The following is a 14,681-nucleotide window of genomic DNA, read 5'->3' on the forward strand; positions in this document are numbered from 1 at the left end:
CGCGGGCCGGGGCGAAGTGTCGGGAAGCGGCGTATCCACGCCCCGGAGTCTACGAGCCACGCGGTCCCCACCGGGACTCCGGAACCCACCGCAGCCAAGCTGTGACGCCCTGGTCGCCGCCGCGTGGCCGCCCGGGGCCGGGCCCGGGCCGGTCAGAACGCGGGCCGCTCCGGATCGAGCCGTGCCACGCCCTCGACCGGCGAGGACGCCCGCGCGAAGTGCCGGCGCGGGATGCGCCCCGCCCGGTACGCCAGGCGGCCCGCCGCCACCGCGTGCCGCATCGCCGAGGCCATCAGCTCCGGCTCCTGCGCCCGGGTCACCGCCGAGGCGAGCATCACACCCGCGCACCCCAACTCCATCGCCAGCGCCGCGTCCGAGGCCGTCCCCGCGCCCGCGTCGAGGATCACCGGGACGCCGGCCCGCTCCACGATCAGCTCGAAGTTGTGCGGGTTGCGGATGCCGAGCCCCGAACCGATCGGCGAGCCCAGCGGCATCACCGCCGCACACCCCGCCTCCTCCAGGCGTCGCGCCACCACCGGGTCGTCGTTGGTGTACGGCAGCACGGTGAAGCCGTCGTCGACCAGCACCTCCGCCGCCTCCAGCGTCGCCACCGGGTCGGGCAGCAGGGTCCGCTCGTCGGCGACGACCTCCAGCTTCACCAGGTCCGTGCCGAGCGCCTCCCGGGCCAGCCGCGCGGTGAGTACCGCCTCACCGGCCGTGTAGCACCCGGCGGTGTTCGGCAGCACCTGGATCGCCAGGCGCTCCAGCACCGAGAGGACCGAACCGGCCACCCCCGGGTCCAGCCGCCGCATCGCCACCGTCGTCAGCACGGTGCCCGAGGCGGTCAGCGCCCGCTCCAGCACCTCCAGGCTCGGCGCCCCGCCGGTACCCATGATCAGCCGGGAGCCGAACTCGGTCCCTCCGATCGTGAACGTGTCGTCCGCCACGGTCAGCCTCCCTGCACCGCGGTGAGCACCTCGACGCGGTCCCCCTCGCCGAGTACGGTCGCGGCCCACGCGCCGCGCGGCACCACGGCCTCGTTGACGGCCGCCGCCACGCCGCGCGGCGCGGAGGTCAGCGTCGCCACCAGGGCCTCCAGCGTCGTCCCGGCGGCCAGCGCCCGCCGCTCGCCGTTGACGCGGACGGCGCACCCGGCCGCCTCGCTCCTCGTGTCCTCGGCCGTCATCGGGCCCCCTCCTGGACAGGCGCGGCCTCGAACCGCCGCGCGGTGAAGGCGTCCGCCGACCCGGGCAGTGCGCCCGTGGTCAGCACGTCCGCCATGACGTCTCCGGTCACCGGGGTGAGCAGCACCCCGTTCCGGTGGTGGCCGGTGGCCAGGTGCAGCCCCGGCAGCGCGGTCGGCCCCAGCAGGGGCGCGTTGTCCGGCGAACCGGGCCGCAGCCCCGCCCGGACCTCGGTGAACGGCAGCTCGGTCAGGCCCGGAACCAGCTCGTGGGCGTCCCGCAGCAGCTCGTAGACGCCGCCCGCGGTCACCGTGGTGTCCCAGCCCAGTTCCTCCGTGGTCGCCCCGACCACCAGCTCGCCGTTCTCCCTCGGCACCAGGTACACGTGGCTGCCCCGCACCACCGCCCGCACCGTCCGGCCCAGGAACGGCCCGCCGCGCCGGTACGCCTCGGGCACCGCCAGCCGGACCACCTGGCCCTTCACCGGCCGCACCGGCACCGCCACCTCCGGCGGCAGCCCGGCGAGCAGACCACTGCGGCTCCCCGCCGCCAGGACGGTCTGCCCGCCCGCCACCAGGGTGCTGTCGGCCAGCTCCACGCCCACCGCACGGTCACCACGCACCACCAGGCGCTCCGCGGTGCCCCGGCACCACGCCACCCCGGCCCGCTCGCAGGCCGTCACCAGCGCCGAGGCCAGGCGCCGCGGGTCGATCTGGTGGTCGCCGTCGACCCGCAGGCCACCCCGCACCCCGGGGGCCAGCATCGGCTCCAGCCGCCGGCACTCCCGGCCGGACAGCCACGCCGAGTCCAGCCCCGAACGGAGCTGAAGGGCGTGCAGTTCCCGCAGGTAGGCCCGGTCGTCGGCGTCCAGCGCCACCGCGAGCGTGCCGCAGCGCCGGTAGCCCAGCTCCTGGCCGCTCGCCTCGGACAGCTCCGCCGCGAACTCCGGGTACCGCTCGGCCGACGCCAGGTTCAGCGCGAGCAGACGCTCCTCGCCGAAGTGCAGCTCGGTGACGGCCGCCAGCATCCCCGCCGCGACGCTCGCCGCGCCGCCGCCCGGAGCCGGGTCGACCACGGTCACCGTCAGGCCGCGCCGGGCCGCCCGCCACGCCGTGACCAGCCCGATGATCCCGCCACCGGCCACCACGACGTCCCGCGCGCCGCCTGCCGCGAACGCCGCCGTCCGCACCTCCCCGGCAGCGGGTGCGGGCCCCACCGGAGCACCGGACGTGGCCGCGCCCGGCTCCTCGTGACTCCTGCTCCCCATGGGCGTCCAGCCCCTCCCTTCGCCGGCATGACCCGGATCAGGTTCGTACGGTCGGAGGCCGCAGCCTCCCTCTCAGCCCGGTCCGCCGGGCTCCCGCGATTGGTCCACGGCCACCCTAGACCCCTGCCCGTCCCGCCCCGCCGCCCGCCCGGAGATCCGATCTACAGTGGCCCGGTGAGCGAGACGCATCAGGAAGAGCCCGGCGTGGTGATCGCCGGCGCGGGCATGGCCGGAGTGCAGACGGCGGTGGCGCTGCGCGAACAGGGGTACGCGGGGCCGGTGACGCTGCTCGGCGCCGAACCCCACCCGCCGTACGACCGGCCGCCGCTCTCCAAGGCCGTCCTGCTCGGCACCGCCGAGGGGTCCGCCTTCGACGTGGACTTCCCCGAGCTCGGCGTCGAGTTGCGGCTCGGCGTCGCCGTCACCGGGGTCCGCCCCGCCGCGCACCTGGTCGACACCGACGCCGGCCCCGTCCCGTACACCGCCCTCGTCCTCGCCACCGGTGCCGAACCCCTCGCCCTCCCCGGCACCCGGGACCATCCCGCCGTCCACCTCCTGCGCACCCTCGACGACGCGACCCGGCTGCGGCCCGTCCTCGACGACCGGCGCACCGTCGTCGTGGTCGGCGCGGGCTGGATCGGCGCCGAGTTCGCCACCGCCGCGCGACAGGCCGGGTGCCACGTCACCGTCGTGGAGGCCGCCGGCCGGCCGCTCGCCGGAGCGCTGCCCGCCGAGGCCGCCGAGCCGATGGCCGCCTGGTACGCCGAAGCGGGCGTCGAACTGCGCACCGGAGTGGCCGTCTCCCGAGTCGAGGACCCCGGGGTGCGGCTCGCCGACGGCACCCTGCTGCCCGCCGACGCCGTGGTCGTCGGCATCGGGGCCCGGCCCGCCACCGGCTTCCTGGCGGGCTCCGGGATCGCCCTCGACGCGCACGGGGCCGTCCTGGCGGACGGCCTGCTGCGGGCCTCCGTCCCCGACGTGCACGCCGTCGGCGACTGCGTCTCCTTCCCCTCCGCCCGCTACGGGCGGCGCCTGCTCGTCCACCACTGGGACAACGCCCTCCAGGGCCCGCGCACCGTCGCCGCCTCCCTCACCGGGGAGGAGCCCGCGGTCTACGACCCCGTGCCCTACTTCTGGTCCGAGCAGTTCGGGCGGTTCGTCCAGTACGCCGGGCACCACGAGGCCGAGGACCGCCTCGTCCACCGCGGCGACCCCCACGGCCCCGCCTGGTCGATCTGCTGGGTCTCCCCCGGCGGGGTGCTGCGGGCCGTCCTCACCGTCGGGCGGCCCCGGGACCTCACCCAGGGCCGCAGACTCATCGCCTCCGGCGCGCCGGTCAGCCCCGGCCTCGTCGCCGACCCCGCCGTCCCCCTGAAGTCCGCCACGGCCTGACGGGGCCCCCTCGGGCCGGCACGCTCGGACGGAGGCCGGCCGCCACGGACGCCCCTGCGGAAGGAGACGGCCCCACGGCCGTCATGGCACTCTTGGGAGCGTGACCGAGATTGACGCAAAGATCGATGCTCTCGTCCCCGAGTGGCTCACCCTCCCCGACATCGCCGAACAGCTGGACGTAGAGGTGACCCGGGTCCGCCAGCTGGTGAAGGACGGCCAGCTGCTGGCCGTCCGCCGGGGCGAGAACCGCGTGCTGATGGTTCCCGCCGCCTTCATCGACGGCGACAAGGTGGTCAAGGGCCTCAGCGGACTGCTGACCCTGCTCAGGGACGACGGCTTCGCCGACGAGGAGATGCTGGAGTGGCTGTTCACTCCGGACGAGAGCCTGCCGGGCACCCCCGCCCAGGCGCTGAGTGAGAACCGCGGGACGGAGGTGAAGCGCCGCGCACAGGCGCTCGCCGTCTGACCCGGCCGCGCGCACCGGGCACACCGCGCGCACCGAGCACCGCTCACGACTCGTCCCGGGTGCGGGCCGCGCCGATCGCGGCCCGCACACCGCTGTCAGGGGGGACCCATGTCCGACACCGCCCGCGCCCGCCTCGCCGACGCCCGCCTCTACCTCTGCGTGGACGCCCGCAAGCGCCAGGGCGACCTTCCGGAGTTCCTGGACGCCGTGCTGGCCGGTGGCGTCGACATCGTGCAGCTCCGCGACAAGTCGCTGGAGGCGGCCGAGGAGCTGGAGCTGCTGGAGGTCTTCGCCGATGCCTGCCGCCGCCACGGCAGGCTGCTGGCGGTCAACGACCGCGCCGACGTGGCGCACGCCGCGAAGGCCGACGTGCTCCACCTCGGCCAGGGCGATCTGCCGGTCCCGGCGGCCCGGGCCGTGATCGGCGGTGCCCCGCTGGTGGGCCGTTCCACGCACAGCGAGGCGGAGGCCGAGGCGGCGGCCGCCCAGCCGGGCGTCGACTACTTCTGCACCGGCCCCTGCTGGCCCACCCCCACCAAGCCCGGCCGCCACGCCCCCGGCCTCGGCCTCGTCCGCCACACGGCGGCCCTCACCACCGACCGCCCCTGGTTCGCCATCGGCGGTATCGACGCCGACAACCTCGACCAGGTGACGGAGGCGGGTGCCCGCCGGGTCGTCGTGGTCCGCGCCCTGACCGAGGCCGACGACCCGAAGGCGGCCGCGGCCGCCTTCGCCCGCCGTCTGCGGTCCCTCCCAGGACCCGGAGCCCCGTAGCGTGTCCACGTCTGTCCAAGGCGTGGACAAGAATCGGTAGAAGCGGGCGAAACGACCGGGTTCGGCCCGCTCGCCCCCCGGCGCTGGTTAACCTGCCCGTATGGCCCTAGGTACCGCTTCCACCAGGACTGACCACGCCCCGACCGTGCGTGACCTGCTCGCCTCCGGCAAGACCTCGTACTCGTTCGAGTTCTGGGCGCCGAAGACCCCGAAGGGCGAGCGCAACCTCTGGGACGCCCTGCGCCGGGTGGAGGCGGTCGCGCCGAGCTTCGTCTCGGTGACGTACGGTGCGGGCGGCTCGACGAGGTCGGGCACCGTTCGCGCCACCCGGCAGATCGCCGACGACACCACGCTGACCCCGGTCGCCCACCTCACCGCGGTCAACCAGTCGGTCGCCGAGCTGCGCAACATCATCGGCCAGTACGCGGACGCCGGCATCCGCAACATGCTGGCCGTGCGCGGCGACCCGCCCGGCGACCCGATGGGGGAGTGGGTCCGCCACCCCGAGGGCGTGACGTACGCGGCCGAGCTGGTCCGGCTGATCAAGGAGTCCGGCGACTTCTGCGTGGGCGTCGCCGCCTTTCCCGAACGGCACCCCAGGTCCGAGGACTGGGACACGGACATCCGGTACTTCGTCGACAAGTGCCGTGCGGGCGCCGACTACGCCATCACCCAGATGTTCTTCGATCCCGAGGACTATCTGCGCCTGCGGGACAGGGTGGCCGCCGCCGGTTGCGCGACGCCGATCATCCCGGAGATCATGCCGGTCACCAGTCTCCGCCAGATCGAGCGGTTCGCCCAGCTGAGCAACGCGGTCTTCCCCCGGAAGCTGGAGGAGCGTATGCGCGCGTCGGCCGACGACCCGGCGGCGGTACGCTCCATGGGGATCGAGTTCGCCACGGAGTTCTGTGCGAGGCTGCTGGCCGAAGGTGTGCCGGGACTCCACTTCATCACCCTGAACAACTCCACGGCGACACTGGAGATCCACGAGAATCTGGGCCTGCAGGACGACAAGGGCTGATCCGCGGCCGCCGGTGAGGGCGACCGCGGGAGAGGGGCGTACATGGGCTGGACGGTCCTCTACCTCGCGTTCGGGATAGTGGCGCTGTGGCTCCTCGGCGAGGTACTGCTCCAGTACAAGGCGCGGCTGCGCTGGCGGCTGCTGGCCTTCGGCGGCTTCTCCCTCGTCGTCCTCGGCGTGCTGACCTCGCTGGTCGTGGTGATCGCGCTCGGTGCCATCGCCTTCGCGGTCGGGCAGACCTTCGTCACGCTCTCCTTCCGCCGGGGCTTCTCCACCGGCTGGGCGGTCGGCGGGCGTCCAGGCGAGTCCCGCCGCCGCCGCACCAAGCAGCGGGCGCGGCAGGAACCCACCCTGGAGGTCTCGGGCCTCCAGGAGGAGACCCCGGTCCCGGACACGCCGCCCGCCTCCGCGGAGCCGCCGCCGCTCTACGCGCCCCTCGAGCCGATGCCGGACGACACCGGGCAGTACGGCGTCCACGGCGACGACCCGGCCAGGCCCGCCCCCCACGCCTCCGGCTACGAAACCCCGTACGCCGCCCAGGAGTCGGGGTACGCCCCGCAGGACCCGTACGCCGCCGCCCAGTCCGGGTACGACTACGACTACGCGTCCCAGCAGCAGTACGGCTACGACACCGGCCACGGACAGGGCCAGTACACCGGCCACGCCGAGCCGTACGCGGCCGACGCCGGGTACCCGGCCCCCCGGAACGGCTACGACGACTGGAACGGGCAGCAGGCGCAGGACGCCTACGGCTACCCGCAGGACAACGCCTCCACCGGCGCCGGTTACACCGACACCCCGCCCGGCGGCGTCTGGGTCCCGCAGCAGCGCGACGGCGGCAACGGCTACGACGGGTACGGCGGCGGGCACGACGCCTCCGGCCACTCGCAGCAGCAGCCGGACGGCGCCTACGGGCAGCGGCAGGGCCACGCGCAGTGGCAGGGGTACGAGGGGCAGGAGCAGGAGCAGCCCCCGGCGCCGGAGCAGGGCACGCCCGACCACGGCGGCCGGCACCACCGCTACTGAGGCGCGGGGGCCGGCCCGTCCGGCTCAGGTCGACCCGGTGAACTCCGGCCCCTCGACGATGAGTCCGGCCACCAGGGCCCCCGACATGCCCGCGTGCGGCAGCCCGCCGCCCGGATGGGACCAGCCGCCGACCGTGAACAGGCCGGGCACACGCGTGGAGTTGGCCGGGTGGAGGAGTCCGCCTCCGCCGGCCGGCAGCGCGGGGGCGGGGACGGCGCCGCCCTGGGCGCCGGTGGCGCGGGCGATGTCCGCCGGGGAGACCGTGTGGCGCCAGCGCAGCCGCCCGGCGAGGCCGGGCACGGCCGCCTCGGCGCGAGCGGTGATCCGGTCCAGGTCCGCCTCGGCCGGCTCGGTGCCGGGTGCGACGGTCAGCCGTACCGTGACGGCCTCGTGGGCCGGGTCCGGGACCAGGCCGGGGTCGTCCGGGCGGTCCACCGTGAGGGTCGGGTCGGCCGCTACTCCGGGCGCGCCGCCGAAGACATGAGCGGCCTCGGCCTCCGGGGCGCGGCTGTGCACCACGGTGCGGTGGACGGTGCCCGGCGGCCGGGCACCGTCCAGGGCGAGCAGCACCAGCAGCCGTGAGGCGGTCGTCCCGCCCTCCCGCTGGGCCTGGACCTCCCCCGCGGCGCGGACGGGCGCGCCGAGCAGGGCGTCCAGCACGGCCGGCGGGACGCCCGCCACCACGTGGTCGGCGTCGACGCGGGTGCCGTCGGCGGTCACCAGGCCGGCGGCGCGCCCCTCCCGCGTTCGGATCGCGGTGACCTCGGAGCCGAAGACGAACCGCACCTTGCGCTCCAGGCACCGCTCATGGAGCGCGGCCGCCAGGGAGCGCAGCCCGCCGCGCACCGACCAGAGCCCGAAGGTCTGTTCCAGGTACGGCAGCACGGCCGCGCCCGCCGGGGCGGTCCGCGGGTCGAGCCCGGCCGCCAGCGCGTAGTGGCCGAGGAGCGCGGCGAGCCGGGGGTCGCGCAGCTCCCAGGCGCCGATCTCGGCGAGGGTGGTGGCGCGGCGCTCGCGCCGCAGCGGGCGGCGCCAGGGCTCCGCCGGATAGGGCTCGCGGTCGGCGAGGACCTGCCAGTTCGGCCAGAGGGTCTCCTCCAGCAGCGGGCGGCGGGCACGGTCCCAGGTGTCCCTGGCCCGGTTGAGGAAGGCCCCCCAGCGTTGCCCCGCGCCACCGCCGAGGGCCTCGTCCAGCGCGGCCGCCACCTGGGCCCGGGAGGTGTGCGGGAGGTCGGCGCGGACCCCGTCGGCGAAGAGGTGGCGCACGGCCGGGTCGGTCTCGGTGAGACCGACCCGGTCCTCCAGGGCCGCACGGCCGGTCTTCAGGAACAGGTCGCGCGGGACCGCCGGGAGGGTCAGCAGGCCGGGCCCGGTGTCGAAGGCGAAGCCGTCCCGCCGGTACTGGCCGAGGGAGCCGCCGTACGTGTCCGAGCGCTCGTGGACCTCCACCTCGTGCCCCGCCACGGCCAGCCGGGCCGCCGCCGCCATGGCCCCCACACCGGCGCCGATCACCGCGATTCTTGCCATGGGCCGAATTCTATGGGCCCTGGCCGCGCCCCCGGCCGGGCGGGCCGGGGTGGCCGCTGAGTACCCGTACTCAGGGGATCTGGGTGCGGGAGCGGAGGGAAACGGCGGTGGGCGGACGGAAGAGTGGGCCCCGCCGGGCGGGGCCGCGCGGCGACGTGTCCGTACCGCCGGCACGGGGCGGCGGAACGGGCGGGGCCGAACAGCCTCCCGAGGCCCCGCCCGGTGTCCGCGGGGCGGTCAGGCGCAGGAGGGGCCCAGCCCCGCGCCGCGCCCGCTGACCCGCCCCTGGAGCAGCAGCGAGAGCGCGCCGTGGACCTCGTCGATGGAGCGTTCGCGCTGGAAGGACTGCCAGTCCAGCGCGGCCACCAGCACCATCCCGACCAGCGCCGCCGCGGTGAGCGGGATGTCCACCTCGGGGCTCAGCTCGCCGGTCTCCACCGCCTCCCGCAGCACCTCCTCGACCACCGCGACGGCCTCCTGCCGGACCACCAGCAGGGTGTCCTGCCAGGCCCGGTTGGTGCGCCACAGCTCGGCGACGTACAGCTGGGTGAAGGCCGGGTAGCGGTCGATGAAGAGCAGACCGGCGCGGATCATCGCGTCCAGCGCGTCGACCCGGCTGCTGCCGCGCGCCGCGGTCTCCTCCGCCGCCGTGCGCAGCGAGGCCGTGAGCAGGCCCACGCCGTGCCGCAGCAACTCCTCGAACAGCACCGTCTTGCTGGCGAAGTTGTAGTACACCGTGCCCTTGGCGACCCCCGCCCGCTCGGCGATCTCGTCGACCGTGGTCGCGGAGAAGCCCTGCTCGGCGATGAGGGTGACGGCCGCCTCGTAGAGCTTCTGACGGGTCGCCCGGCGCCGTGTGCTGCTGTCCATGGCCCCGATTTTCGCAGGTGCGGCGGGTACCGCGCGCCCGGCGCTCACAGCGTGAGTTCCGGATGGAGGCGGTCCACGGTCCACACCTGCTTGCCGCGCGCCGCCAGCGCCGTGAGCGCCAGGGCGCCCGCGGTGAACGCGGCCAGCACCGCGCACGCCTGCCACACCGGACCGAGCGGGCCGCCGGTGATGAGCAGCCGCAGCGCCTCGACCACGTAGGTCATCGGCAGGAACGGGTGGATGGCGTTGAAGAAGCCGGGGCTCGTCTGCACCGGGTAGGTGCCGCCCGCCGAGGTGAGCTGGAGCATCAGCACGGCCAGCACGAGGATGCGGCCGGCCGCGCCGAAGCGGGCGTTGAGCCACTGCACGATCGCCGTGAAGCAGGCGCTGACCAGCACCAGGAAGCCGATCGTGCCGGCCGCCCTGGCCATCTCCAGCCCCAGTCCCCAGTGCAGCACCGACATCAGCGCGGCGACCTGGAGCACCCCGAGCCCGGCCACCGGCAGCCAGCCGGAGAGCGCGGTGCGCCAGGCGGAGGTGCCGACGGCGAGGGCCCGGCGGCTGAGCGGCGGGATGACCATGTACGCGACCATCGCGCCGACCCAGAGCGAGAGCGGGATGAAGTACGGGGCGAAGCCGGTGCCGTAGTTGGGCGCGGCGTGCATCGACTGGGAGGCGAGGCGGACCGGGTCGGCCATCACCTCGGTGCGGTCGTCGCGGTCCTTCTTGTCGTAGTCGGGGATCTTCTCGACGCCGTCGTGCAGTCCGCCCGCGAGTTCGCCCGAGCCGTCGGCGAGCCGGAACATGCCGCCGTTCAGGTTCCTGGCGCCGGTCTGGACGCGGCCGATGCCGGAGTCGAGGTCGAAGGCGCCGGTACGGGCGGTGCCGAGGCCGGTGTGGAGCGTCTTGGCGCCCGCCGCGACCTGCTGGGCGCCCTTGTCGAGCGCGTTGACCTTGGTGACGGCCTCCTTCAGGTCGTCGCCGAGGGTCGGGGCGCTCTCGGCGAGGGCGTCCGCCTGCTTCTGGAGGGTGGCGAGGTGGCCGTCGAGGGTGGCGAGGTCCGCGTCGCCGATCACCTTCTCCAGGTCGTCGGCGACCTTGGCGACGTCGGCCGCGGAGTCCTTCGCCTTCTGCAGGTCCGGGCAGGCGGGGTCGCCCGGCTCGCCGAGCGCCCCCTCGCAGCGGGCGGCGTGGACCTTGTCGAGCGCCTCGGAGGCCGCGTGCGCGCCGCGGGCGGCGACCGGGGCCGCCTTGACGAGTTCGGCCAGGTTGTCGCGGACCACCTTCGTGGAGTCGGCGACCAGCCGCGCGGTGTCCCCGATGAACTTGCCGTCCTCCTTCAGGTAGGGCTGGACCTTCTCGGAGGTGGAGTTGACCTTCGCGGCGAGGAGCCTGGTCCCCGCGGCGACCTGCGCGGAGCCCTTCTCCAGGTCGCCGGCGCCCTTGTCGAGCCGCTTGACGCCGGAGGCCAGCTTGGCGCTGCCGGTACGGGTGTCCTTCAGGCCGTCCACCAGGTCCTTGGAGCCGTCCTTGGCCTTGCCGATGCCCTTCTTCAACTCGTCGGCGCCGTCGGCCGCCTCGGCGGTGGCACCGTGGATGTCGGAGAAGGAGAGGAAGATCCGGTCCAGGAAGGAGCGGGACGCCTTGGCCGAGGCGGAGGTGCGGACCTCGGTGAAGACGGTCCGGGAGATCTGCCCGACGATGTAGTTGTTGGCGTCGTTGGTCTCCACCTCCAGCGCGCTGGTCCGCGGCCGGTCACCGGAGCTGGAGGCGATCCGCTCGCTGAAGTCCTCCGGCATGGTCAGCGACAGGTAGTACGTGCCGTCCTCGACACCGCGCCGCGCCTGCTCGGCACCGACCTCGTGCCACTGGAAGACCTCGCTCTCGTGCAGGCCCTCGGTGATGTCGTCCCCGGCCCGCAGCTCCTCCCCACCGGTCCTCGCGCCCCGGTCCTCGTTGACGAGGGCGACCGGTATGCGGTCGAGGCGGCCGTAGGGGTCCCAGAACGACCACAGGTACAGCGCGCCGTAGAGCAGCGGCAGCAGCAGGAGGGCCACCAGGGCGGCGGCGGGCAGGCGGCCCCTGCCGAAGCGCTTCAGCTCAAGCGCGGCCAGTTTCGGCGAGCGCATCCGCCGTCTCCTTCTCGTTCTCGTCGGTCGTGCCGGTCGTTGCGCCCCCCGGGGCGGGGGTGTCCTCGGCGGTACGGGCGGCGGTGGCGCGGCCGGTGCCGACGACGGCCAGCGGGACACCGCCGGGCAGCTCCCCGGGCGCCTCGCCGCAGACCGCCAGTACGGTCACCCCGCCGGCGGCCACGCTCGCCAGCAGCGCCCACATCTCCTCGCGCAGCGGCGCCGACAGCTTCAGGTCGGCGTCGTCCACGGCGAGCAGCCGGGGCCGCCCGATCAGCGCCAGCGCCACGCAGAGCCGTAGCCTCTCCAGCCTCTCCAGGTCGCGGACGGCCGTCCGCGACCCTTTCGGCAGGGCCGCCAGGTCGAGTCCGGCCGCCGCCAGCGCCTCGTCGTGGAGCCGGCGGGCGTCGGCGCGCCGCTGCCGGGGCGAGCGCAGGGCCGCCTTGAGGGCGGCGAGCGGCGCGATGCCGTAGCGGCGCTGGAGCAGCACCCGCTCGCGCAGGTGCTCGCCGACGGTCAGCGAGGGTTCGAGGTCGTCGACGCCGGGTACGTGGGCGAGCGCCGCCGTGCGCCGGACCGCCGAGGCCTTCTTGCGCAACCGGAGCCCGCCGACCTGGGCCTCGCCCTCGGTGAGCCTCATCCGGCCGGTGAGCGCCAGCAGCAGGCAGGTGCGGCCGGTACCGGAGGCACCGGTGAGGGCCACCACCGAACCGGCGGCGGCCTCGACGCGTACGTCCCGGAAGACCCAGCCGCGGGGCCCCTTCAGGCCGATCCCGTCGGCCTCGACGGAGGCGCCCTCACGGGATTCCGCCGGGGCCGGGGCACGGCCGGCCGGGGAGGCGTCCTTCGGCCGGGGGTCATCGGGGGTGCCGTCGGGCGCGGCGACCTCCGGCCCGTGTCCGGCGGGCGCCTGGGAGGCGGGGCCTCCGCCGGCGGCGGGTTCCGGGTGGTGCTCGGGTTCCGGTTCCGGCTGGTGGCGGGTCACGGACCGTCCCTCCTCCGTAGCTTTTGAACTGACTGGTCAGTTCAAAAGCTATGCCGGGCCACCGCCGCGCCGCAATCCGCCCCCGCTCCGCCACGGGCGGCGGCGGGCGGCCGTCGCCTGAAGTGTCCGCTCCCGAGGCGGTTTGCCCGTGGCGTACCTCACGGCCGCGCGCCCCCGCCCGCCCGGCGCGGCAGCCGGGGCGCCAGTCCCTCCCCGCCCGGCCGCGCGCGGCGCGTCCCGCACCCGCTGACCGGCCGCGCGAGGGCGTCCGCGCCCCGGGCCGGGCGGGGGCGCCGAGGCAATAGGGTGGGAGTTCACCGCACCCGATAGACGCCCGCCGCCTCCGAGCGGCGGTGCCGTGCCGAGGAGTCAATTGCCGTGTCGGACCCGATGCGCCCCCGCGCTTCTCTCCGTACCGCCGTGGTCTGGGAGGTCCTGAGGGACGCCCTCGACCGCCAGGTGAAGACCACGGGGAGGCGCTCGCTGGACGTCCTGGACTCCGGTGGTGGCAGTGGCAACTTCGCCGTGCCGGTGGCCCGCCTCGGCCACCGGGTCACCGTCGTCGACCCCAGCCCCGACGCCCTCTTCGCCCTGGAGCGCCGCGCCGCGGAGGCGGGCGTCGCCGACCTCGTCACCGGCGTGCAGGGCGACGCCCTCGGCCTCTTCGACGTGGTCGACCGCGGGGCCTACGACGCGGTCCTGCTGCACGGCGTGCTGGAGCACATGGACGACCCCGCCGAGGGCGTCACCAGCGTCGCCGCCGCGCTGCGCCCCGCCGGCACCCTCAGCCTGCTCGCCGCCGGGCTCGGCGGGGCCGTCCTCGCCCGCGCCCTGGCCGGCCACTTCACCGAGGCGCGCACCGCGCTCGGCGACCCGGCGGGCCGCTGGGGCGAGGCCGACCCGGTGCCGCACCGCTTCACCCCCGACCAGCTCACCGGCCTGGTCGAGGCGGCCGGGGTGCGGGTCGGCGCGGTCCACGGCGTCCGGGTCTTCGCCGACCTGGTTCCCGGCGTCCTGGTCGACACCGAGCCGGGCGCCCTCGACGCCCTGCTGAAGCTGGAGGCCGCCGCCGCCGAGGAACCCGCCTTCCACGCCGTCGCCACCCAGCTCCACGTCCTCGGGGAGAAGACGGCCCCCGCGGAGAGCGCCACCCAGGAGGACCAGTCCCTCCGCCCCGCCCGTACACCCCTGTGATCAGGGCACCCGGTCCGGACGGAGTACGGCACGGGAACCCGTTCGGGCGGTCGGCGCCGTATGATCGAGGGAGTCCGGCAAGGCATGGCAGACCGCTTCCTGGGGAATGGACGCTTCAGCGCATCGGTGTGTCGGCTCGAACCGGATGGCGAATTGGCGCAGAGGGGCGGGTTTCACGGGGGCGATTCCCTGCCTATCCTGAAAGGACCCCCCTGTCGCCTCGGCGACTGCACGATGAGGAGGACTCCGTGCCGCTCTCAGAGCACGAGCAGCGCATGCTCGAGCAGATGGAGCGAGCGTTGTACGCCGAAGATCCCAAGTTCGCGACAGCGCTTGAGGGAAGCAAGCTGCGTACGTACACCCGTCGCCGGGTGTACCAGGCAGTCGTGGGCTTCCTCGTGGGAATCGTGCTCCTCATGGCCGGGATGGTCGCGCAGCAGATCTGGATCAGCGTGGTGGGATTCCTCGTCATGCTGGGCTGCGCGGTACTCGCGGTCACCGGCTGGCGCAAGGCGCCGAAGCCGGGCGAGCAGCCGGCCCCTGGCTCCGCGGACCCCGCGGGCGCCGGCGCCAAGCGACGTCAGGGCAAGCAGGGCAGACAGCGCCGCTCCGTGATGAACCGCATCGAACAGCGCTGGCAGCAGCGCCGGGACGGACAAGGACAGTAGACGTGCGGGACCGGCCGTCCGGCCGGTCCTGAACAGTGACGGTGTGGGGCCCGCCTCCGGGAGGCGGGCCCCACACCGTTGTGTCGTACACGCACTCCGGCGGTGGCCGGGAGCACCGGGTCGGCGGGCGGGCCCGTCGGTACGGGACGGACCGGACCGCCCGGGCCCGGACGCACCC

General features: G+C 75.2%; 14 protein-coding genes and 1 riboswitch. Of the genes, 7 read left to right on the forward strand and 7 right to left on the reverse strand.

The window, feature by feature from the left end; translation table 11 throughout:
• Positions 1–152: 152 nt before the first annotated feature.
• From Sdia_RS10970 to thiO, 3 genes are all read right to left on the reverse strand, one after another.
• A complete protein-coding gene (locus tag Sdia_RS10970; protein WP_164382375.1) occupies positions 153–947 on the reverse strand; it encodes a thiazole synthase in 795 nt (264 codons plus the stop codon).
• A 2-nt stretch (positions 948–949) separates the two neighbouring features.
• The gene (thiS, locus tag Sdia_RS10975) at positions 950–1,186 is read right to left on the reverse strand and encodes a sulfur carrier protein ThiS (protein WP_100453064.1); all 237 of its coding nucleotides are present in this window, start codon (positions 1,184–1,186) and stop codon (positions 950–952) included.
• The gene (gene thiO / locus Sdia_RS10980) at positions 1,183–2,451 is read right to left on the reverse strand and encodes a glycine oxidase ThiO (RefSeq protein WP_229830571.1); all 1,269 of its coding nucleotides are present in this window, start codon (positions 2,449–2,451) and stop codon (positions 1,183–1,185) included. The genes thiS and thiO overlap by 4 nt, the downstream gene beginning before the upstream one ends.
• A riboswitch (TPP riboswitch) is annotated at positions 2,449–2,558 on the reverse strand. (Overlaps the previous gene by 3 nt.)
• A 97-nt stretch (positions 2,559–2,655) precedes the next feature.
• Between thiO and Sdia_RS10985 the strand changes: the two genes are divergently transcribed.
• The 5 genes from Sdia_RS10985 to Sdia_RS11005 all read left to right on the forward strand — a co-directional run bounded on the left by Sdia_RS10985 (position 2,656) and on the right by Sdia_RS11005 (position 7,130).
• Positions 2,656–3,843, forward strand: a complete 1,188-nt coding sequence (locus Sdia_RS10985) for an NAD(P)/FAD-dependent oxidoreductase (protein WP_189500030.1) — start codon at positions 2,656–2,658, stop codon at positions 3,841–3,843.
• Positions 3,844–3,943: 100 nt separating this feature from the next.
• Entirely contained in the window at positions 3,944–4,309 is a 366-nt protein-coding gene (locus Sdia_RS10990) for an Rv2175c family DNA-binding protein (RefSeq protein ID WP_189399739.1), read from the forward strand.
• 108 nt (positions 4,310–4,417) lie between these two features.
• Entirely contained in the window at positions 4,418–5,083 is a 666-nt protein-coding gene (thiE, locus tag Sdia_RS10995; RefSeq protein WP_100453067.1) for a thiamine phosphate synthase, read from the forward strand.
• A gap of 100 nt (positions 5,084–5,183) precedes the next feature.
• Positions 5,184–6,104, forward strand: a complete 921-nt coding sequence (metF, locus tag Sdia_RS11000; protein ID WP_100453068.1) for a methylenetetrahydrofolate reductase [NAD(P)H] — start codon at positions 5,184–5,186, stop codon at positions 6,102–6,104.
• Positions 6,105–6,146: 42 nt separating this feature from the next.
• The gene (locus tag Sdia_RS11005) at positions 6,147–7,130 is read left to right on the forward strand and encodes a hypothetical protein (RefSeq protein WP_189499966.1); all 984 of its coding nucleotides are present in this window, start codon (positions 6,147–6,149) and stop codon (positions 7,128–7,130) included.
• 24 nt (positions 7,131–7,154) lie between these two features.
• On the opposite strand, the gene Sdia_RS11010 is transcribed toward Sdia_RS11005, so the two are convergent.
• The 4 genes from Sdia_RS11010 to Sdia_RS11025 form a co-directional block, all read right to left on the reverse strand.
• Positions 7,155–8,657, reverse strand: coding sequence for a phytoene desaturase family protein (locus Sdia_RS11010; protein WP_191835342.1), 1,503 nt, complete (start codon positions 8,655–8,657; stop codon positions 7,155–7,157).
• Positions 8,658–8,894: 237 nt separating this feature from the next.
• Positions 8,895–9,527 carry a TetR/AcrR family transcriptional regulator gene (locus Sdia_RS11015; protein ID WP_189499967.1) on the reverse strand — a complete coding sequence of 211 codons (633 nt, stop codon included), beginning with the start codon at positions 9,525–9,527 and terminating at the stop codon, positions 8,895–8,897.
• A gap of 44 nt (positions 9,528–9,571) precedes the next feature.
• Positions 9,572–11,656 (reverse strand): YhgE/Pip family protein, encoded by a 2,085-nt coding sequence (locus tag Sdia_RS11020; RefSeq protein WP_100453072.1) that lies wholly within the window; start codon positions 11,654–11,656, stop codon positions 9,572–9,574.
• The gene (locus tag Sdia_RS11025; protein ID WP_189399745.1) at positions 11,628–12,641 is read right to left on the reverse strand and encodes an ATP-binding cassette domain-containing protein; all 1,014 of its coding nucleotides are present in this window, start codon (positions 12,639–12,641) and stop codon (positions 11,628–11,630) included. The genes Sdia_RS11020 and Sdia_RS11025 overlap by 29 nt, the downstream gene beginning before the upstream one ends.
• Before the next feature lie 378 nt (positions 12,642–13,019).
• Between Sdia_RS11025 and Sdia_RS11030 the strand changes: the two genes are divergently transcribed.
• Both Sdia_RS11030 and Sdia_RS11035 read left to right on the forward strand, forming a co-directional pair.
• Positions 13,020–13,835 (forward strand): methyltransferase, encoded by an 816-nt coding sequence (locus Sdia_RS11030; protein ID WP_100453074.1) that lies wholly within the window; start codon positions 13,020–13,022, stop codon positions 13,833–13,835.
• A 248-nt stretch (positions 13,836–14,083) separates the two neighbouring features.
• Positions 14,084–14,503: an SCO2097 family morphological protein gene (locus Sdia_RS11035; protein WP_100453075.1), complete on the forward strand. Its 420-nt coding sequence runs from the start codon at positions 14,084–14,086 to the stop codon at positions 14,501–14,503.
• Positions 14,504–14,681 lie beyond the last annotated feature (178 nt).

It is taken from the genome of Streptomyces diastaticus subsp. diastaticus, from assembly GCF_011170125.1.
Classification (GTDB): domain Bacteria; phylum Actinomycetota; class Actinomycetes; order Streptomycetales; family Streptomycetaceae; genus Streptomyces; species Streptomyces diastaticus.

Excerpts from the sequence above, each read along its gene's own strand:
- thiS (WP_100453064.1), bottom strand. The coding sequence starts at position 1,186 with ATGACGGCCGAGGACACGAGGAGCGAGGCGGCCGGGTGCGCCGTCCGC.
- thiO (WP_229830571.1), bottom strand. The coding sequence starts at position 2,451 with ATGGGGAGCAGGAGTCACGAGGAGCCGGGCGCGGCCACGTCCGGTGCT.
- thiE (WP_100453067.1), top strand. The coding sequence starts at position 4,418 with ATGTCCGACACCGCCCGCGCCCGCCTCGCCGACGCCCGCCTCTACCTC.
- metF (WP_100453068.1), top strand. The coding sequence starts at position 5,184 with ATGGCCCTAGGTACCGCTTCCACCAGGACTGACCACGCCCCGACCGTG.
- Sdia_RS11005 (WP_189499966.1), top strand. The coding sequence starts at position 6,147 with ATGGGCTGGACGGTCCTCTACCTCGCGTTCGGGATAGTGGCGCTGTGG.
- Sdia_RS11010 (WP_191835342.1), bottom strand. The coding sequence starts at position 8,657 with ATGGCAAGAATCGCGGTGATCGGCGCCGGTGTGGGGGCCATGGCGGCG.
- Sdia_RS11015 (WP_189499967.1), bottom strand. The coding sequence starts at position 9,527 with ATGGACAGCAGCACACGGCGCCGGGCGACCCGTCAGAAGCTCTACGAG.
- Sdia_RS11020 (WP_100453072.1), bottom strand. The coding sequence starts at position 11,656 with ATGCGCTCGCCGAAACTGGCCGCGCTTGAGCTGAAGCGCTTCGGCAGG.